Below are 17,696 nucleotides of genomic sequence, written 5' to 3'. Positions count from 1 at the left end.
CCCCCAGGCGCGGCCTGGTTCAAGAAAGAGACCCACCCCATGAAGGCTGAAGAAATCAAGAACCTCCGGATCGCCATCATCGGCGCAGGCTACGGCGGCGCCGCTGCGGCCAAGGCCCTGAGCCTGCTCGGTGCAGACGTCACGGTCTACGAACAGGCTCCCCGGATGGGGGAGGTGGGCGCCGGAATCGGCCTGCGTCCCGCCACCATGGCCCGCTTCCGCCAGTGGGGCATCTTCGACGCGGTGGCCAAGGTCAGCTCGCCCAGCGACTACTTCGAGATCCTCACGGCCACCGGGGATCCGATCATGAAGGACACCTGGCCCGAGTCCGGCGATGAGAAGCAGACCTACCTCATCCACCGCCGCGACTTCATCGAGGCCCTCCTCAGCGTGCTCCCCGAGGGCATGGTGCGGCTCGGCCACAAGCTGCAGGGCATCGAGGAGAAGGACGGCCGCTCCGTCCTGACCTTCACCAACGGGGAAACCGCCGACGCCGATCTGGTGGTGGGTGCCGACGGCATCAAGTCCACGGTGCGCGAGCAGATGTTCAGCGACAAGGGCCCGGTGTTCTCCGGCGAGCACGCCTACCGCGTGGTGATCTCCGCCGACGACGCCCACGGCATGGTGGTGGACGACAACCTGCGGATGTACATGGGCCGGGGCACGAAGGTCTACCTGCTGCCGCTGCGCCACCGCAACCAGATGTCCTTCGACATCACCGCCCTGAACCCGGACGGCACCTGGGCACCCTCGATCACCAAGGAAGAACTCCTCAAGACCGTGGAAGGCTTCGACGAGCGGATCGTGGCGATCGCCCGCGGCCTGGACATGGACACCGTCAACATCCGCGCGGTCTACGACATCGACCCCGTCGACTCGTGGCACACCGGCTCCGTGGTCCTCATGGGCGACGCGGCGCACTCCATGCTGCACCACCAGGGCCAGGGCGCGAACTCCGCCATTGAGGACGCCGGAGCACTGGCCGACGCACTGGCCGAAGCCGGTTCGGTCAAGGAGGCGCTGGCCCTCTTCCAGGCAACCCGCAAGCCGGTGACGGACGAACTGCAGCGCATTTCCCGCCAGGGCTGGAGCGAGGAAGAAGTCAACGATGTCTTCCCGGGCCAGAAGCCCACGTCCCAGCAGCCCGCCGCGCACGCAAAGGCCTGAGCGCCATGACCATCCACCCCGAGATCGGCAAGATCCTGGCAACCCTGCCGGCACCTGACGGTTCCCCCTTGGACCCCGCGGCCATGCGGGCCGGCGAGGCAGCGCAGGTTGCCCCGCTGCAGGACCGTCTCCCGCTGCACGCAGTGGAGGAGGCCACCGCGGTCACGCCGCACGGCGAGGTGCCTGTCCGCATTTACACGCCGGCGGAAGCTGACGCTTACGGCCTGCTGGTGTACTTCCACGGCGGCGCGTTTTTCCTGGGCAGCCTGGATACCCATGATCACGTGGCCCGTGCCCTGGCCAAGGAGACCGGCCACAAGGTCATCTCCGTTGGCTACCGGCTGGCCCCCGAACATGCCTTCCCGGCCGGCCTCGACGACTGCTACGCAGTGGTCCGCTGGGCCGCCGAGAACGGCGACAGCCTGGGCTGGGATGGGAAGAACCTCGCCATTGCCGGCGACAGTTCCGGCGGCACCTTCGCGGCCGCCGTCGCCGCCAAAGCGCACGACGACGGCTTCGACAAGATCACCCACCAGATCCTTTTCTACCCGTCGCTGGACCTGGACTTCGACGCGGACCGTTACGCCTCCCTGCGGGAGAACGCCGAAGGCTACGGGCTGGAGACGGCGGGCCTGGCACCGTTCAACTCCTTTTACCTGGACAGCGGGGCGGACCCGGCTGACCCCCTGGTTTCCCCGATCAAGCGCGGCGACCTCACCGGCCTGCCACCGGCACTGGTCATCGCCGCCGAGCACGACCCCCTGCGTGACGAGGCTGAACTGTACGGGCAGCGCCTGAAAGAGGCCGGGGTGGACGCTAGGGTCAGCAGGTACGCGGGGGCCAACCACGGCTTTGTCCAGAACTTCTCCTGGATTCCTGATTTCTACCGGCCGTTCCATGAGGCGGCGGGATTCCTGAACGCACGGACAGTGAAATGACGACGCCGGTCAGCATCCATCCGCTGGTCTCGCCGTGGGGCCGGTTCGGGCTGTACAGCTTCTACATTGATGCTCCGGAGCCGGCCATCGTGGATACCGGGATCGCGTCCTCGCCGGCCGAGGGCATGGTTCCGGCGCTGGAGGCAATCGGCCGCCGGATCGAGGATGTCCGCTGGATCTTCCTGACCCACGGACACATCGATCACATCGGCGGGGCGCATGCGCTGTGGGAACTGACCGGGCGACGCGCCCAGGTGGTGATCCACGAGGCCGACGCTCCCATGCTCCGCTCGCGCCGGGCCCACGTGGACGAATACCTGGCCGGACGGGGCCGGTATCTGAACGACCCGGACGGTGAAGCCAAACTGACCGCCGCCACCAACGCGGTCATCTCCGGCGAGATGGAACCGACCATGCTGGTCCGCGGCGGCGAGAGAATCTCCCTCGGGGGGGATGTCACCGTCTCCGTCCATTCCATCCCGGGCCACACCCCGGGCTCGGTGGCCTACGTCATTGACGGGCAGGACGACGTGTTCGTGGGCGACGCCGTGCAGGTCCACGGCGCAGCCAACGGCTTCCCCGGCTTCGTTGACCCGGCCGGCTACCGCTCCAGCCTGCAGTACCTGAGCGAGGAAATCCGGCCCCGGCACCTTTACCTGGGGCACCCGTACCGGCGGGCAGACGGCACACCCTACGGCGTGGAGCTCGACGCCGAACAAGCCCGGGAGGCACTGCAGGGGAGCCTGGAGATTGAGGCCCGGGTCAGTGACGCGGCCTGCGGTTGCTTCACGGCCGGGCTGCAGGAGACGGATTCGCCGTACTCGCCGTTCGCCCCTGTTGCCGAGGACCTGGGCTACACGGGGGATCCCGGCCTGGAGCCGTCCCCGTTCTTCACGACGCTCCACGGCTACCGCACCGCGTTTGATGACACCACGTTTGACCGCACCACGCTCCACCATACGACCGAGGATGAGGGGTTACCCACCCATGGATGAGTTTCAGTTCTGGAATGCCGGCGGCGAGAAGATCGCCATCCGCAAGGACCTCCGGGTTCCCATGCGCGACGGCGTGGAGCTCGCTGCGGACGCCTACCAGGGCGCCGAGGACAAGCCGCGCCCGGCGTTGGTGGCGCTGAGCCCCTACGGCAAGGAGCTCCAGGCCCTCGCGCTGACCACCCCGCCGCAGCGGCGCCCCAGCCCCATGTGGGACGGCTGCATCGAGGCCGGCGACATCGCCCGGATCGTCAAGGAAGACTACGTCCACGTCATCGGCGACCTCCGCGGCTCCGGCGCCTCCGAGGGTGAACACATCGGCAACTACAACGCCGGCGGCGTCTCCCTGGGCCAGGACGCCTACGACTTCATCGAGTGGGTGGCCGCGCAGCCCTGGTGCGATGGGAACGTGGGCATGGTGGGCATCTCCTACTTCGGCTCCATGCAGGTCCTCGCCGCGGCCGAACGCCCGCCGAGCCTGAAGGCGATCTTCGTGTCCGGCGGACACTACGACTTCTACGAAACCACCTACCACGGCGGCATCATGTGGTTCATGCCGCGTGCCGCCCGCGAAGGCCGCGGCGGCGACTCCGGCTGGGCCTTCACCGACGGCGTGAAGTCCCGCATGATCGAAAAATACGCCCCGGAGGAGCTCAAGGAACTCGTCCACAAGCGCCTGCAGGACCCCGACGTCGCCGCCTGGCCCAACCTGGTCCACGTCCTGCACTACCCGAAGAACCACGAGGCCTGGTTCGACATCGTCATGAACGAGCTCGACGGCGACTGGTACGAGGAACGCAACCCCATCACCCTCGCCCCGAACATCGACATCCCGGTGTGGCTGCAGCTGGACCAGGGCCGTGGCTGGACCCTGGACGGCACCATCGACCTGTTCAATGAACTGAAGGGCCCCAAAAAGCTCGACATCGGCCCCTACCCGCCCATGCAGTCGCGCCCCTTCATTGAGGAACACGAGAAGATGTTCCGGTGGTACGACTACTGGATCAAGGGGATCGATAACGGCGTCATGGACGAACCCGCAGTCAGCGTCTTCGTGGAGGGTTCCCGCGAGGTGGTCACCGCCGATCAGTGGCCGCCGAACGACATCGACTACACCAGCCTGTACCTGCGCCCCCGCCACAAACTGTCCACCGAACCCGAACCCATGGGGACCGAATACGCCGCGCCGGACGGTTTCTACCAGGCCCCGCTGACGGTCACCGACAAGGTGGAAATCATCAGCTGGTCCACCCCGGTCTTCGAGGAGGCCACAGAGATGATCGGCACGGGCGCCGCGCACATCTTCGCCGAAATCGACCAGCCGGACACCAACTTCATCCTGCGCCTGTGGGACTACGCCCCCAACGGCAAACGCCAGCTCATCACCAGCGGATACCTCAAGGCCTCCCACCGCGAGCTCGACGAGGACCGGACCACCGAGGGCAACCCCCGCCACCCGCACACCCGTGCCGTGCCCGTGGAGCCGGGGCAGATCGAGGAATACGTGCTGCGGCTCTTCCCGTTCGCCAACACGTTCCTGCCCGGCCACAAACTCACGGTGGAACTGTCCAACGACGAACCGCTGGCCGACGAACACAACGCGCTGCTCCCGCCCGATGCGTTCCACCTGCCGGTGGGCCGGCCCGTCACGCACAAGATCTACCGCGACGCCGCCCACCCGTCCCGCCTGGTCCTGCCGTTCACCACGCGCAAGGCGGCGGAAGGATAACGACGGCGGGAGCCGGGGCGGTCCCTTACTGCCCGGAGGTCAGCGCTTCGAGGACCGCCGGCAGCAGGACATCGTTCCGGCCCCAGACCGGGTCCAGGATTTCCACGTACCAGGAATCGGCGAGCAGCAGGGCGAGGGTGTCGTTGGTTTCGTTCGCCCAGTCCTGGATCTGCCCTTCGTCCACCGGGTTCTCACTGGATCCGAGCACGGTGACCACCTCGCCGCCGTCGAGCGTTACCGGAATGGCTGCACTGCTGGACTCGCCCGGCGCGTGCGCCACGGTCACCAGGTCGGAGCGGGTGGAGAGGGCCAGGAGTTCGGCGGCCGTTTCGGAGCTGCAGAACCCGGTGACGTACTGGCGCTGCGCCGTTTCCCCCTCCCGGAGGCCAGGCTGGGACTCCTTGGTGAACAGCCCGTTCCGGTTCAGGGCGGCGAGCCCGGCCGCGATGGGTGCCGTCTCGGCGTCGTACGTGGGGGTGAAGGTGGCGGCCTGGTACTGGCTCTCGCCCTCAAGCCAGCGCGCTGTCAGTTCGCCGGCAGCCGCGAGGGTGATGGCCTGCCGCCAGGCGCCTTTGTCCACCAGCCGCCTGCCGAACTCGTCAAGGACTTCCGCTTCTGTGGGTTCCATCCTCGGATGCTACGGCGTGCAATCCGCGGACTCCAGTGGCGGCGACATACCCGTTAACGTCGTCAGCTGATCCCTGCGGAACGGATGCCGGCCGCCTGTTCGGCGGCGCTGAGGGCCAGGCCAAGGCGTGCGACGGCGGGAACGTACCCTTGGTGCCGCGCGGCCCTCAACTGGTCCGCCTCCCGCATGGCCCGGATCAGCGCGGACGTTTCGGGCCGCCGGACATCGGTCATGGCGGGGTAGTCGATGCAGCTGGCGGGGTCCAGCTCGTAGCGGCGCCACCGGGTCAGCAGCGTGTCATGTTCAGCCTCCGCCGCGGTGTAGACGGGCAGGTCCAGCCGCCGCTGCCGGCGTGCTGACTGCCAGGCCAAAATCCTCGGGCTGCCACGGTGTGCGGCCACTCCCGCACCTGCGGCCAGCGCGGTGAGGACTGCCCCGGACCAGGGCGACGCCAACGTGGGGATGAGGAGCGCCGGGATTGCCACGGCGGAGCCCATAAAGACGTCCCAGAACACAGTGTCGGTGGTGTGGCCCGTGGCGTGCGCGGCGGGGTCCGGCGTCGAATGGCGGCGGACAGCGAAGACGGTGGCGGCGACCGCGCACACCAGCACTGCACCGCAGATCAACAGCTGCAACGCTCCGGAAAGGATGGATTCTGCTACTGCCGGCACCGCGGCACCTCCCAGCGTCAGGCCCGGCCCAGGATTCCGGGTTGCTTCTTCCATTCCAGCCCCTGCGGGCGGCCGGGTCAATGGGTAGGCTTCTCACGCCTATTCTCACCCCGCAGGCATGGCCGGTACGTTGGTGTTCATGAGAATCAAGATGTGCAGCATCCATGTCCAGGATCCGGCCGCGGCCCACAAGTTCTACACCGAGACCCTCGGGTTCGACACCCTGATGGCGATGCCGGAGTACAACCTCTACATCATCAAAGACCCGGGCGCCGCTGACAACACCGCGGGGCTGCTGCTGGAACCCAGCGACAACCCGATCGGGGCGACCTACATGAATGCGGTGCACGAGGCCGGGCTTCCCGCCATCGTCTTCGGCGTTCCGGACGTACAGGCCGAATACGAGCGGCTGGTCGAGGCGGGTGTGAAGTTCAAGGGCGAACCGTCAGAGGACCCGTCCGGAATCAGCGCCGTGTTCGACGACGGCTGCGGCAACTACGTGATGCTGCACCAGGACTGACGTTCTCTTTAAAGGCGGAAGGACTACTCGGCCTGGCTGCGTGCCTTCTTCGCGTCCTTCTTGGCGGCCTCATCCTTGACCCGCTGGGCTTCGGCGCGGACCGCCGCGTGGGTTGAGCGCTCGGTGACCAGCCACGCCGGGGGAGCCTGCAGCAGCGCGGTGATTTCCGCCGTCGTAAGTGCTTCCTCGAGGCCGCCGCGGGCGAGGCCGCTTATGGAGACGTTCAGTTTCTGGGCCACCACCGGGCGGGGGTGCGGGCCGTTGCGGCGGAGTTCCACGAGCCACTCCGGCGGGTTGGCCTGGAGCTCGGCGAAATCGGTGCGGCTGATGGTGGAATCCTGGAACTCCTGCGGTGTTGCCGGCAGGTAGATGCCAAGCTTCTTGGCAACGGTGGCCGGCTTCATGGACTGGGAGTTTGCAGAGGTCATGCTTCAAGGGTATCCGGGCGGACGGTACTGTGAAGACGTGCCCGCTGACAATGAATCCCTGCAGAACGCTGCGCCCGCCGAGAGCAGCCCCTCCGATGCCACCGGGCAGGAGGCGCCCCGGGTGCTGCGGTTCGCCTACGTTGCCGGCGTCACGCCCGGGAAGTGGATCCGCCGCTGGGAAGAGCGCGTGCTGGACATCCCGCTGGAATCGTTTATGGCCGACGACGGCGCACAGGTTTCCGTATTAACTGACGGTTCCGCGGACCTCAGCTTTGTCCGGTTGCCGATTGATCGCGGCGACCTGAACGTGATTCCCCTCTATGAGGAGCAGCCGGTGGTGGTGGCGCCCAAGGGCCACGAGATTTCGGTGTTCGAGGAAGTGGCGCTGGAAGATCTGGCTGCAGAGACGTTCCTGGACGTTGCGGAAATGGGCGGCCCGGAAGCAGCCATGCAGGTGGTGGCCTCCGGCGCCGGCCTGGTGATCCTGCCGATGTCCGTGGCCCGGCATTTCAACGTGAAGGACACAGTGGCCCGCCGGCTCACCGGTGCGCCCGTCACGGAGATCGCGCTGGCCTGGCCCGCCGACTCCACGGACGAGATCATTGAGGAGTTCATCGGAATCGTCCGCGGCCGGACCGCGGCCAGCTCCCGCCAGCCTTCGGCTCAGCAGGAAAAGCCCAAGAAGGAACCGAAGCCGGACCGTCGCGGACCTGCCGTCAAGAAGCCCAAGGTGGCCCAGCGGTACGCGCCGAACCCGGACAAGGGACGCGGCAAGGGGTCACGGAAAAAGGGCAAGCGCTAGGGCTGTTTGGCGTTGGAGGGTCCTCCGCCCAAGAGTGTCAGTTTAGGATTCAGGGCCTTCACGTAAGGCTGTCCGGAATACGCAGAACGGACCCTATTCTGACGGACTAATTGACCGCACCTGACGTCAGGCTGGGGTGTAGTCCACCTCCACGACAAACAGCGCGGCGGCATCTACGGCCCCGCGCTGCAGATGGCGTCCTGCCGTAAGCGGATTTCCCGCGGAGGCACCCCGCAAGGGGCGACGATGACCGGGCACAGGACGACCCCGCCGCATTCGTCCGATCCAAGGGAGCCCCGTACAGCCTCTCCAAAGAAGGCAAAGACAGCCGCAGGACCCCGCCACCCCGCTCACGGTCGCTACGGTGGAAGCAACTGAAGGACTCGCCGTCCCTTCACCGGCGGACGCCTCCGCACACCACTGATCGGCGTCCTCGATGCGGCAGCCAGCGTCGGCCGCTGGCATGAACTCCCAACATCTACAGCCACTACGGCTCCCGGGGCATTCTCCTTTAGAACCATCCCCCAGTCCTGGTCACGGGGCGACGATCTCTCCCCCGGGGTTAGGCCCGCAGGTCGATACGCTCGGTCGATCAGAGTGCCTGACGGAGCCAGTTCTCCACTCCGCTGATGTGCACTGTCGCAAGGGCTCGCACGAGTTCCACGTCGCGTCGTTCCAAGGCATCCGCAATGGCCGCGTGCTCCGAGAGGGTGTGGGACACGGCCTTTTCCTGAGTAAGGCCCCGCCAGATCCGGGCCCGGACGGTGCTGCTGGAGAGGGCCTCGAGCAGGCTACCCAGGTAGGCGTTGCCTGCGGCGCGGCTGATGATGCCGTGAAATTCCAGGTCGTGGGCAACTAGTTCTTCTACGTCTGTGCTCTCATTGATTCCATCCATGGCTGAACGCAGCTCGGTGATTTCCTCGGCGGTAATCTTTCCTGCCGCGAGTGCGGCAGTTGCTGGCTCCAGGATGCGGCGTACTTCGAAGATTTCCAGAACCGACCGGTCCTGGTGCAAATCAGCCACGAACGCCACAGCCTCGTTGAGGAGTTTGGCGTCCAGGCTGGTCACATAGGTGCCGTCACCCCGCCGCACGTCCAGTACACGAATGAGTTCCAAGGCCTTGACGGACTCCCGCAGTGAACTGCGGGAGAGACCCAGGCGTTCACTCAGTTCTTTCTCAGGCGGCAACCTATCGCCGGGTTTCAGTTCCCCGCGCATCAACATGTCCTTGATTTTGCCGATTGCATCGTCCGTCAAAGCCATAGTTCGATCCTAACGCGAATTGATCGGATGTTTGGGCGGGGAGGGGCGGGAGGAGGGCCTGGGGGGTATTGGGCGTTAGGTCGGACCGCCCCCGCCCCTGTCCCCGGACAGGACCTCCCATAACTGGACACCTGGCAAGTACACAGCCCCGGAGTCTCCAGCCGGTACCCTCTGACTAGTTCACCTGAGGCCGTATTCGAGGAATCCTGACCAAAGCGGGTCCTACGCGCCCGGGGCCCAGCTTGACGTGGAGCCGATCCCCGTTGAAATTAAGCTTGGCACCGCCGCCGACAATTGCTGCGTCGGCTGTCCGCAAGGCAACGTCTTTGACATTCAGTTCCACTGTTGCGTCTCCGGTCAGGTCGTCCACGAAGGCAACAATTTCATCGCCCCGGTCTACCCATCGAACCCATGGCGCGTCCTGCGAGCCGGCGGTTCCAGGATCCAACGGCATGGCTCCTACCAGCAGAGGCTTCGCGTCAACCATCCACCTGCCCATGTCCATCAGCGACCGGCGCTGCAGATCCGGGATAGTGCCGTCGGCCTGGGGACCAACATTGAGCAGGAAACGTCCGCCACGGGAGACGACGTCCACAAGCTGGCGGGCGATTTCCTTGCCGCTGAGTGTCAGCTCGGGGCCTTCAACCTGGTTGTACCCGAATGAGAAGCCGAGGCCGCGGCAATTCTCCCACGCAGCGGCGGACTCTGATTCCTTGAAGTTCTCGTACTCACTGGTGGAGTAGTCCTTGTGCGTGTCGCCCCATCGGTCGTTGACCACGCCCTGCGGCACAGCGTCGTAGTACTTCTCAAAGAGGGTACCGAGCCCGAACGACCCGAAGTTCTTGCCTGCGTCTGGCCAGTTGATGTCGTTCCACAGCACCTCGGGCTTGTACTTGTTGATGAGATCAAGTACCTGGTTATAGGCGTACTGGGCGTACTCGGCGTCCTTTGGCCGTCCCGTTTCATCAACACTTTCCGTGGAGAGATGGGGAGGGAAGGGTCTGACGTGCCAGTCGAGGCCGCCCGAGTAGTAGAGGCCTAGGTGCAGGCCATGATCCCGGACAGCCCCGGCGATGTCGGCGATCAGGTCGCGGTGGGGGCCGCGGTGAACGGTGTTTCGTTCCCCGGTGCCGGGGGCATCCCACAGCGTGATGCCATCATGATGCTTGGTCGTGGGCACAACATAGTCTGCGCCTGCGGCCTTGAATAGTGCCGCCCATTCCTGCGGATCGAAATTTTCTGCTTTCCACTGCTCGAGCAACCCGTCATACTCGACGCCGGTAAATGCCGCCTGGTGATGCGCCTGTGCGGGGCTGCCCTCAATCCGAATGGTGTTCATGTACCACTCGGCGTAGGGGTTGTGCGTAAACCATTCGCGGTCGTCGCTAACTGTCCCCAAAGCCCCGATGGGCTCGGCCCAAGCGGGAACCGAGTAGGCGCCCCAGTGGATGAAAATTCCGAACGGGGCATCTCTGAACCATTCAGGCAGCGGGCGGTCCAGGCTTGACCAGTCGGATGTGGCTCCGGTGTTGTGAGACATGAGACTCCAATTAGTAAGTTAGGTACGGGTTACGGACGCGATATGGACTTAGCGGCCGCCGAAGCCACCCATGGCCACGCCCTTGACCAGCTGTTTCTGCAGCACGATCACGATCAGGAGGCTGGGAATGACCGCCAGCGCTGAAGCAGCCATTAAGGGTCCCCAGTCGGTGCCTCGCTCGCCGGAAAACATGGAGAGTCCCAGCGGAATTGTTGCTTGGGTCACATCGTTGATGGCGATCAGCGGCCAGAGGAAGCTGCTCCAGTACTCGATGAAGCTGAAGACTGCCACGACTGCCAGCGGCGCCCGGAGTAGGGGCAAAATGACGCTCCATAGGATTCGGAGTGAGCCGGCGCCGTCCAGACGGGCAGCTTCTTCGAAATCGGCAGGGAGCGATAGCAGGAACTGCCTGATGAGAAATGCTCCAAAAGCCCCGAAAGCGAATGGAATGATCAGCGAGGGAAGAGTGTTCGTCATGCCCAGCTGGTTCATCATGATGTACAGGGGGATGACCAGAACTTCCTGAGGGAGCACGAGGGTCCCGAGAAAAACGAGAAAGAGCTTGTCCCGGTGCTTGAAGCTGAAGCGGGCGAAGGCGTATGCGGACAGCAGCGAGACGACTGAAGTTAGGACGGCACCCGCGATGGCCACAACGAAGCTGTTGAGGATGATCCTTCCGAACGGTACAGCGGTCCAGACTGAAGCATAGTTGGACCATTCCACGCGTGACCCAAGGAGACTGGCGCCCGAGGAGAAAACCTCGGTGCTGGGCTTGAGGCTCGTGGCGAACATCCAGATAAACGGGAAAAAGAAGAGGAAGCCAACGACGACGACCGCAGCTCGACTGATCCAGGTGAGGGTCCCGGGCGCGGATTGGTACCTTTTGGTCGTTGGTTCATTTTTGGTCATTGGTTCAATTGTCATAGTTGACCAGCCTTTTTTGCTGAGAGAACTGAAGGGCCGTGATCAGCATGACGATCACAAACAATGCCCACGCCAGCGCCGAGGCATACCCCATCTGGTCGAAGGAAAATCCATTGCGGTAGAGGTAGAGGACGATGGTGTTGGTGGACTCGCCCGGGCCGCCGAGGGTCAGCAGATAGGGCTGTGTGAATACCTTGAAGGCTCCGATGATGGTCATGACGGTACAGAAGAACAGCGACGGGGAGAGCATCGGCAGGATGACGCTGATGAACCGCTTCCATGGACCGGCCCCGTCAATCTTGGCGGCCTCGAGAAGACTGGGCGAAATGCCGTTGAGTCCCGCGCCCAGGACGATGATGTTGTACCCGATACCTTGCCAGACGGACATCGTGATAAGTGAGAGCATTGCGAGGTTGCCGTCGCTGAGCCACGACGGGCCCGCAATGCCTACGGCTTCCAATACTCCGTTCACCACACCGTCGTCGGCAAGCATCAGACGCCACACCAGGGCATTGGCGACCATGGGAGTGACCACGGGGATGAAGAACAGGATCCGGAAAAACGGTCCCCACTTGCCAAGGTTCTGAAGCCATGTGGACAGTCCGAGAGCGACGACGAGATTCACGAGGGTGTAGCAGGCCGCAAACACCAGCGTGTTTCGCAATACGGTCCAGAAGACCGGGTCAGTGGTCAGCATGGTGACGTAGTTGTCCATGCCGATGAATTCCGGGGTGCCGAAGAGCGGCCATCTGAAGAGGCTGATCACCAGCGAAGCGAGCAACGGCAGCACAATGAAAATCAGGAAGCCGAGCATTCCTGGCGCCAGGTACAGCGCCGCTTGGCGTCCCTGTCCCCGCCGCCGGGTGGTGGCGGGGAGAGGGGCGGGGCGTTCTGGTGCTGTCTTGGGCTCGCGGCGGATTTGCGGGATTAGGGTCATGATGGGCCTATCGGTGTCACCTGATGAGTCCAGGCGGTCTTCTTAGTTGGCTACTTGGTGGATGCCGAGATGGTGTCTAGGATGCCCGCAGCCGTCTTGGATCCGCGGAAGCCTTCCACCGAGTACTGGGTGAACTGGGTGTCCACCTGGTTCCAGTTGGAAGTTGTTTGGAGCGGCTGACCGTTTGCCAGAAGGGCTTCGACGACCGACACATCACCTGCCGGTTTCTTCCCGGCCCACTCCTTCACGACGGACTGGATCGACGGGACAGTTCCCCGGGTTGCGCCGACTGTCCCGATGACCTCAGGTGTCGTGATCTTCATGATGTTTTGGAAGGCGGCTTCCTTGTCTTTGCAGGACGCTGCGATGCCGAATCCTGAGCCCTGCACCATGGCGGAAGGCTTTCCGGAGGTTGAGGGAATCACGGCGATGCCGACCTCACCCTTCGTCTTGGTGGTGAACTGTTCGTACATCCATGGGCCATCGACGAGCATGGCTGCCTCGCCGCTCATGAACTGCTGCTGGGCCACGTCGCTGGAGTCTGAAGACTGCGGCGCCTTGGCTACGCCGTCCTTGGCCACCAGATCGAACGTCCACTGGATGTCCTTGACGAAGTCGGGATTGGCCAGGTCCAAGGCACCGTCCTTGACCGGCTGGTGTCCGTCGGCGAAGGCGAACGCGAGCCCTGGCCCGGCGGAGAGCTGCGGCGGAAGAGCGAAGCCGAACTTCTCCTGGCCTGTGAGGGCCTTCGCGTCGGTGAGGAACTGGTCCCGGGTGTAGTTCGTGGAAGGTTCCTTCAAGCCGGCAGCTTTGAACAGGTCCTTGTTGTAATACAGCACCATTGGCTCTGCATCGTATGGCAGCGCGCGGAGCTCCCCGTCCACCGTCATTCCGCTGATCATTGCCTGGTTGTACACGGAGGTGTCAACGTTGTTCTTCTTGACCAGGTCGTTCAGCGGTGCGAGAACGTCCTTGAGCTCCTGCGCGCGGGCCGCCTGGGTGGTGATGATGCAGGGCGCTCCGGCACTGGCCAAACGCGTCTTGACCTTGGTCCAGTAGTCCGGGAACGACGGACCCTCCAGAGTCAGGTTGAAGCCGGCATCTTTGGTTTTTGCTGCGTCTACAAAAGCTTGCCACTGCTGGCGGTCATTGTCATTGGAGATCCATGTGTACATCGATGACGCGGCTTTGGTATCAGCTTCAGCGCTGGTACCGGAGCCACAGGCCGTCAAGGCGATGGCAGCAGCGGTCAAACAGGTTGCCGCAGAGATGAGTTGCTTGGTTTTTACAGGCACGTGAAGGTCCTTCCGATCTAAATACGGGTAAAGCTTTCGGGTGTTGCAGTGCCGACGTCATCGTCCGCTGGCTGCCGTGTTCCTGATACTCAGGATGCGGCCCTCGTCACATTGAAGTCAAGCAAAAAGCCCAAAAACATCCGATCTTTTATGAAGTTTACTGACAATTTCCCCAGAAATATTACGTCTTTCGTGGCGCGAAGGGGTAATTACATCAGATGTTTTCAAGGGGCGCCTAGCCGAGCTTGTAAACCCGACGGGCTGTTCCCGCCAGGAATTCTTGTCTCTCAGTTTCTGAGAGTTCTGCGGACAGGTCCAGGAGCACTCCAACGGTTTCCGAGTAGCTTGTCGTCAGGGTGCTGACCGGCCAGTCTCCGCCAAACATGAGGCGGGACGGGCCAAAACTGTTCAACGCTTCCTCCCACAAAGGATGGAGGGCCGCTGCGGTATTGGGCACTTCGGGCAGCTGCAGGCCGGAGACCTTGGCTACCGTATTGGGCAGTTCAGCCAGGGCCCGGAATTCATCCCGCCAGGCGTGCAGCTCCGATCCTCCGGAGCTGAGCGGTGGTTTGCCAAGGTGATCCAGCACAATCGTCAGCTCTGGCAGCGCCCGGGCGAGCTCCACAGTTTGCCTCAAATGCCGTGGCCATGCGTCCGGCACATCGAAAGCCAGTCCGCGCCCGACCACGAGTTTCAAGGATTCCCGGACTTCCGGCAGTGCAAGGAAGTTATCCCGCGGATCGTTGTGCACCAGGTGGCGGACACCCCGGAACAGGGAATCGGCGTTCAGCCTTCCCAATTCCTCTTCAGCCAATCGGGGATCATCCAGCGGAACCCAGCCCACCACACCGGCAATCCAGGTGTTGTCCCGTGCTGCGGCAAGCATGAAATCAGTGTCCGCGGCCGTGTCGTCCGCCTGGACCAGGATGGCACCGGCTACGCCGGCGGCCGTAAGCTCCGAGCGGGCATCCTCCGCGGAGAAGCTGCGATACAGGGTACCGTGCTGCGGGCCCAGCCAGCCGTAGCCGCCGCGATCAAGATCCCAGAGGTGCAGGTGTGCGTCGATAGTGTCAGTACTCACGCCGGAGTCAGCCCCTGCCGTGCCAGCTCGGTCCAGAGTTCTTCCGGTACAGACTCGCCGGCGCGGGCGATGCTCTGTTCCATCTGGACTGCGTTGCTGGCCCCGACGACGACGGCGCGCACGCACGGGTGCCGGGTGCTGAACTGCAGGGCCGCCGTCGGAAGTTCGACGTCGAAGCTGTCGCACACCGCCGCGGTTGCTCGTGCCTTGGCGAGAATTTCCGCCGGCGCCGGTGCATAGTTGTAGTGCGCGTTATCCGGCACCTGCGGCCTGGCCAGCAAACCAGAGTTGTAGATGCCTACATTCACGACGCCGGTGCCCCGCCGCACGCATGCCGGCAGCAGCGTCTCGGCAGCGGGCTGTTCCAGCAGGGTGTAGCGCCCGGCCAGCATCACGAGGTCAAGGTCGGCGCGGTTGACGCATTCGGTCAGTGCCTCTGCGGAGTTCGCCCCGACGCCGATTGCCTTCACCAGGCCCTCTGCGCGGAGTTTTTCCAGCGCGGGCAGAGCCTGGGTGATGCCCTCCTCAAGGTCATAGACGTCCGGATCGTGGAGGTAGGCGATGTCGATGTAGTCCAGGCCAAGGCGCTCCAGCGACTCCTCGATGCTGCGACGGACGCCTGCCTCGGATGGATCCCAGTGGCGCTTCGCCGTGGCCGGAACATCAAAGCCTTCGTCATCCTGGACACCGTTGTAGCCAGGGGCCGCTGCGGCGGGGTTGGGCGTGAGCAGCCGGCCCACTTTGGTGGACAGCAGGAATTCGGCCCGTGGCTTGGTTCTCAGCACGGCACCCAGGCGGCGCTCGGAGAGCCCAAGGCCGTAGTGGGGTGCAGTGTCGAAATATCTCATTCCGCCGTCCCATGCGGCTTCAACGGTGGCGGCTGCGACGTCGTCGGACATGGCACGGAAGAGATTGCCGATGCCGGCGGCACCAAAACCCAGCCAGCCGGCGTCGAGCGTTCCGATCTGCAAGGTGGACGACGTCGCGCCGCTGTCAGAGGACCGTTGACCGCCGCTCATGGCAGCGTCCAGACCAGCGGGATGCCCGAATCGTCGCCGGAATAGTCGTCTTGAACTTCCAGCAGTTCGGCCATTCGGGCTTGCCAAGGGATGTTGGCCGGGTGATCAGCCAGCAGCTTGCGCATGGTTGAGTAGTCCTCTACCTCCACGAGGTGGAACAGCTCGCGGCCGCTGCGCCAGATGCTCCAGCCGTGGACGCCGGCAGCGCGCAATGCGACATTCAGCTCCGCGGGGATCTGAGCGTGGACGCGATCGTACTCGGTTTCCTTGCCGGCCTTCAGCCGGGTATGCAGTGCGATCCGTTCCATCTCAGGACCCTACCGTTTCCTTGGTCGGCTCTGCTTCAACAGCGTTCTTGGCCGCCTGGCGGTTGAGTGCCGTCCATACCGGGCCGTCCGGGAAGGTGTACTCCGCCAAGGACTCAGCCAGCATCTCACTGCCGCCACCCGGTGTGGCGGGCGGCCAATAGCATCCGTCGTGGACATCGATGGGGGTGATGAAGTGTTCGTGCAAATGGTCCACGAACTCGATCATCCGGTCATCCTTCGTGCCGGAAACCGAAACGAAATCGAACATGGACAGGTGCTGCACGGCTTCGCATAGACCCACACCACCTGCGTGCGGACAGACCCGGACACCGAACTTGGCGGCAAGCAGAAGGATTGCCACGTTCTCGTTCACGCCGGCCACGCGGGAGGCATCGATCTGCAGGACTTCCAGCGACTTCGCCTGCAGCATCTGTTTGAAGACCACGCGGTTTTGGACATGCTCACCGGTGGCCACCGGGATGGGCGCGATGCCGCGGGCGATGGCGGCGTGGCCCAGCACGTCATCAGGGCTGGTGGGCTCTTCGATCCAGGCGATGTCATAGGGCGCCAGGTGACCCATCCACTCAATCGCCGTTTCAACGTCCCAGCGCTGATTGGCGTCGACGGCGATTTTGATGTCCGGGCCCACCGTTGCGCGGGCAGTGCGGAGCCGGCGGATGTCGTCCTGGAGGTTATCCCCCACCTTGAGCTTGATCTGCTTGAAACCATCGGCCACGGCTTCTCGAGCCAGGCGGGAAAGCTTCGCATCGCTGTACCCCAGCCAGCCTGGGGTTGTGGTGTAGCCGGGGTAACCTTCTGCCAGCAACTGCCGGGTGCGCGCTTCCCGGCCCGGTTCCGCGGCGCGCAGGATGTCCAGCGCTTCCTCAGGGGTGAGCGCATCCGTGAGATAGCGGAAGTCCACCAGGGCTACGAGTTCTTCCGGGGCCATTTCTGCCAGGAGCTGCCACAGAGGCTTCTTGGCACGCTTGGCCTTGAGGTCCCAGAGGGCATTGACGACGGCACCGATTGCCATGTGCATCACGCCCTTTTCCGGGCCCAGCCAGCGGAGTTGGGAATCATGGGCCAGCAACTTCCAGGTGGCACCCATGTCACCGAGCAGTTCTTCCACGTCCAAACCCAGAATGTGGCCCTCCAGCGCCGCAACGGCGGCTGTTTCGACGTCGTTGCCGCGGCCGATCGTAAAGACGAAGCCGTGGCCTGCAAGACCGTCTTCGTGATCCGTCCGGATCACCAGATAAGCAGCTGAATAGTCGGGATCTGGGTTCATGGCATCGGAGCCGTCCAGATGCTGGGAAGTTGGGAAACGGATGTCGTGTGTTTCCACGGACGTGATGATGCTCAAAGAGTGACTCCTTATTGCTCGTGCGCTATCTCTTCCAAGAGCGTAAACATCCGATGTATAGCTTGTCAATGTCGAAAACTCGCGTATTAT

The 17,696-nt window shown here is 63.9% G+C and carries 18 protein-coding genes; 6 read left to right on the top strand and 12 right to left on the bottom strand.

The window, feature by feature from the left end:
• The first annotated feature begins 39 nt into the window (after positions 1-39).
• The 4 genes from ACS5PJ_RS07190 to ACS5PJ_RS07175 are packed head-to-tail and all read left to right on the top strand — an operon-like array spanning position 40 to position 4,826.
• The gene (locus ACS5PJ_RS07190; protein ID WP_439434236.1) at positions 40-1,167 is read left to right on the top strand and encodes an FAD-dependent monooxygenase; all 1,128 of its coding nucleotides are present in this window, start codon (positions 40-42) and stop codon (positions 1,165-1,167) included.
• A gap of 5 nt (positions 1,168-1,172) precedes the next feature.
• Entirely contained in the window at positions 1,173-2,105 is a 933-nt protein-coding gene (locus ACS5PJ_RS07185) for an alpha/beta hydrolase (protein WP_439434235.1), read from the top strand.
• Entirely contained in the window at positions 2,102-3,100 is a 999-nt protein-coding gene (locus tag ACS5PJ_RS07180) for an MBL fold metallo-hydrolase (RefSeq protein ID WP_439434234.1), read from the top strand. Before ACS5PJ_RS07185 ends, ACS5PJ_RS07180 begins: the two co-directional genes overlap by 4 nt.
• Positions 3,093-4,826 carry a CocE/NonD family hydrolase gene (locus ACS5PJ_RS07175; RefSeq protein ID WP_439434233.1) on the top strand — a complete coding sequence of 578 codons (1,734 nt, stop codon included), beginning with the start codon at positions 3,093-3,095 and terminating at the stop codon, positions 4,824-4,826. The genes ACS5PJ_RS07180 and ACS5PJ_RS07175 overlap by 8 nt, the downstream gene beginning before the upstream one ends.
• 25 nt (positions 4,827-4,851) lie before the next feature.
• Here ACS5PJ_RS07175 and ACS5PJ_RS07170 read toward each other — a convergent pair whose 3' ends face one another.
• Positions 4,852-5,454, bottom strand: a complete 603-nt coding sequence (locus ACS5PJ_RS07170; protein ID WP_439434232.1) for a DUF6919 domain-containing protein — start codon at positions 5,452-5,454, stop codon at positions 4,852-4,854.
• Between the two features lie 62 nt (positions 5,455-5,516).
• A complete protein-coding gene (locus tag ACS5PJ_RS07165) occupies positions 5,517-6,179 on the bottom strand; it encodes a hypothetical protein (protein ID WP_439434231.1) in 663 nt (220 codons plus the stop codon).
• Positions 6,180-6,264: 85 nt separating this feature from the next.
• Between ACS5PJ_RS07165 and ACS5PJ_RS07160 the strand changes: the two genes are divergently transcribed.
• Positions 6,265-6,645: a VOC family protein gene (locus ACS5PJ_RS07160; RefSeq protein ID WP_439434230.1), complete on the top strand. Its 381-nt coding sequence runs from the start codon at positions 6,265-6,267 to the stop codon at positions 6,643-6,645.
• Between the two features lie 23 nt (positions 6,646-6,668).
• Here the strand turns inward: ACS5PJ_RS07160 and ACS5PJ_RS07155 are convergent, their stop codons facing one another.
• Complete coding sequence (locus ACS5PJ_RS07155; RefSeq protein WP_439434229.1) at positions 6,669-7,073, bottom strand: DUF5997 family protein; 405 nt, start codon at positions 7,071-7,073, stop codon at positions 6,669-6,671.
• Between ACS5PJ_RS07155 and ACS5PJ_RS07150 the strand changes: the two genes are divergently transcribed.
• Positions 7,036-7,875 (top strand): LysR family transcriptional regulator substrate-binding protein, encoded by an 840-nt coding sequence (locus ACS5PJ_RS07150; RefSeq protein ID WP_439434228.1) that lies wholly within the window; start codon positions 7,036-7,038, stop codon positions 7,873-7,875. The two genes, ACS5PJ_RS07155 and ACS5PJ_RS07150, sit on opposite strands and share 38 nt — an antisense overlap.
• Before the next feature lie 592 nt (positions 7,876-8,467).
• On the opposite strand, the gene ACS5PJ_RS07145 is transcribed toward ACS5PJ_RS07150, so the two are convergent.
• The 9 genes from ACS5PJ_RS07145 to ACS5PJ_RS07105 form a co-directional block, all read right to left on the bottom strand.
• A complete protein-coding gene (locus tag ACS5PJ_RS07145) occupies positions 8,468-9,139 on the bottom strand; it encodes a FadR/GntR family transcriptional regulator (protein WP_439434227.1) in 672 nt (223 codons plus the stop codon).
• Positions 9,140-9,314: 175 nt separating this feature from the next.
• Positions 9,315-10,679 carry an alpha-L-fucosidase gene (locus ACS5PJ_RS07140; protein WP_439434226.1) on the bottom strand — a complete coding sequence of 455 codons (1,365 nt, stop codon included), beginning with the start codon at positions 10,677-10,679 and terminating at the stop codon, positions 9,315-9,317.
• A gap of 48 nt (positions 10,680-10,727) precedes the next feature.
• Positions 10,728-11,588 (bottom strand): carbohydrate ABC transporter permease, encoded by an 861-nt coding sequence (locus ACS5PJ_RS07135; RefSeq protein ID WP_439434225.1) that lies wholly within the window; start codon positions 11,586-11,588, stop codon positions 10,728-10,730.
• 4 nt (positions 11,589-11,592) lie between these two features.
• Positions 11,593-12,540: a carbohydrate ABC transporter permease gene (locus ACS5PJ_RS07130; RefSeq protein WP_439434224.1), complete on the bottom strand. Its 948-nt coding sequence runs from the start codon at positions 12,538-12,540 to the stop codon at positions 11,593-11,595.
• A 50-nt stretch (positions 12,541-12,590) separates the two neighbouring features.
• A complete protein-coding gene (locus ACS5PJ_RS07125) occupies positions 12,591-13,835 on the bottom strand; it encodes an ABC transporter substrate-binding protein (RefSeq protein WP_439434223.1) in 1,245 nt (414 codons plus the stop codon).
• A gap of 235 nt (positions 13,836-14,070) precedes the next feature.
• Positions 14,071-14,916, bottom strand: coding sequence for an amidohydrolase family protein (locus ACS5PJ_RS07120; protein WP_439434222.1), 846 nt, complete (start codon positions 14,914-14,916; stop codon positions 14,071-14,073).
• Positions 14,913-15,935 carry an aldo/keto reductase gene (locus tag ACS5PJ_RS07115; RefSeq protein WP_439434221.1) on the bottom strand — a complete coding sequence of 341 codons (1,023 nt, stop codon included), beginning with the start codon at positions 15,933-15,935 and terminating at the stop codon, positions 14,913-14,915. Before ACS5PJ_RS07115 ends, ACS5PJ_RS07120 begins: the two co-directional genes overlap by 4 nt.
• Positions 15,932-16,243, bottom strand: coding sequence for an L-rhamnose mutarotase (locus ACS5PJ_RS07110; protein WP_439434220.1), 312 nt, complete (start codon positions 16,241-16,243; stop codon positions 15,932-15,934). Before ACS5PJ_RS07110 ends, ACS5PJ_RS07115 begins: the two co-directional genes overlap by 4 nt.
• Position 16,244: 1 nt before the next feature.
• Positions 16,245-17,606: an L-fuconate dehydratase gene (locus ACS5PJ_RS07105; protein ID WP_439434219.1), complete on the bottom strand. Its 1,362-nt coding sequence runs from the start codon at positions 17,604-17,606 to the stop codon at positions 16,245-16,247.
• Positions 17,607-17,696 lie beyond the last annotated feature (90 nt).

This window comes from Pseudarthrobacter cremeus (assembly GCF_051857465.1).
In the GTDB taxonomy this organism is placed as follows: Bacteria; Actinomycetota; Actinomycetes; order Actinomycetales; family Micrococcaceae; genus Arthrobacter.
This window is presented reverse-complemented; position numbering and strand designations above follow the sequence as displayed.

Bases quoted from the DNA above. Each gene is read 5' to 3' on its own strand.
- ACS5PJ_RS07110 (WP_439434220.1), bottom strand. From the start codon at position 16,243: ATGGAACGGATCGCACTGCATACCCGGCTGAAGGCCGGCAAGGAAACC.
- ACS5PJ_RS07115 (WP_439434221.1), bottom strand. From the start codon at position 15,935: ATGAGCGGCGGTCAACGGTCCTCTGACAGCGGCGCGACGTCGTCCACC.
- ACS5PJ_RS07165 (WP_439434231.1), bottom strand. From the start codon at position 6,179: ATGGAAGAAGCAACCCGGAATCCTGGGCCGGGCCTGACGCTGGGAGGT.
- ACS5PJ_RS07160 (WP_439434230.1), top strand. From the start codon at position 6,265: ATGAGAATCAAGATGTGCAGCATCCATGTCCAGGATCCGGCCGCGGCC.
- ACS5PJ_RS07190 (WP_439434236.1), top strand. From the start codon at position 40: ATGAAGGCTGAAGAAATCAAGAACCTCCGGATCGCCATCATCGGCGCA.
- ACS5PJ_RS07130 (WP_439434224.1), bottom strand. From the start codon at position 12,540: ATGACCCTAATCCCGCAAATCCGCCGCGAGCCCAAGACAGCACCAGAA.
- ACS5PJ_RS07180 (WP_439434234.1), top strand. From the start codon at position 2,102: ATGACGACGCCGGTCAGCATCCATCCGCTGGTCTCGCCGTGGGGCCGG.
- ACS5PJ_RS07170 (WP_439434232.1), bottom strand. From the start codon at position 5,454: ATGGAACCCACAGAAGCGGAAGTCCTTGACGAGTTCGGCAGGCGGCTG.
- ACS5PJ_RS07185 (WP_439434235.1), top strand. From the start codon at position 1,173: ATGACCATCCACCCCGAGATCGGCAAGATCCTGGCAACCCTGCCGGCA.
- ACS5PJ_RS07145 (WP_439434227.1), bottom strand. From the start codon at position 9,139: ATGGCTTTGACGGACGATGCAATCGGCAAAATCAAGGACATGTTGATG.
- ACS5PJ_RS07155 (WP_439434229.1), bottom strand. From the start codon at position 7,073: ATGACCTCTGCAAACTCCCAGTCCATGAAGCCGGCCACCGTTGCCAAG.
- ACS5PJ_RS07175 (WP_439434233.1), top strand. From the start codon at position 3,093: ATGGATGAGTTTCAGTTCTGGAATGCCGGCGGCGAGAAGATCGCCATC.
- ACS5PJ_RS07140 (WP_439434226.1), bottom strand. From the start codon at position 10,679: ATGTCTCACAACACCGGAGCCACATCCGACTGGTCAAGCCTGGACCGC.
- ACS5PJ_RS07135 (WP_439434225.1), bottom strand. From the start codon at position 11,588: ATGACCAAAAATGAACCAACGACCAAAAGGTACCAATCCGCGCCCGGG.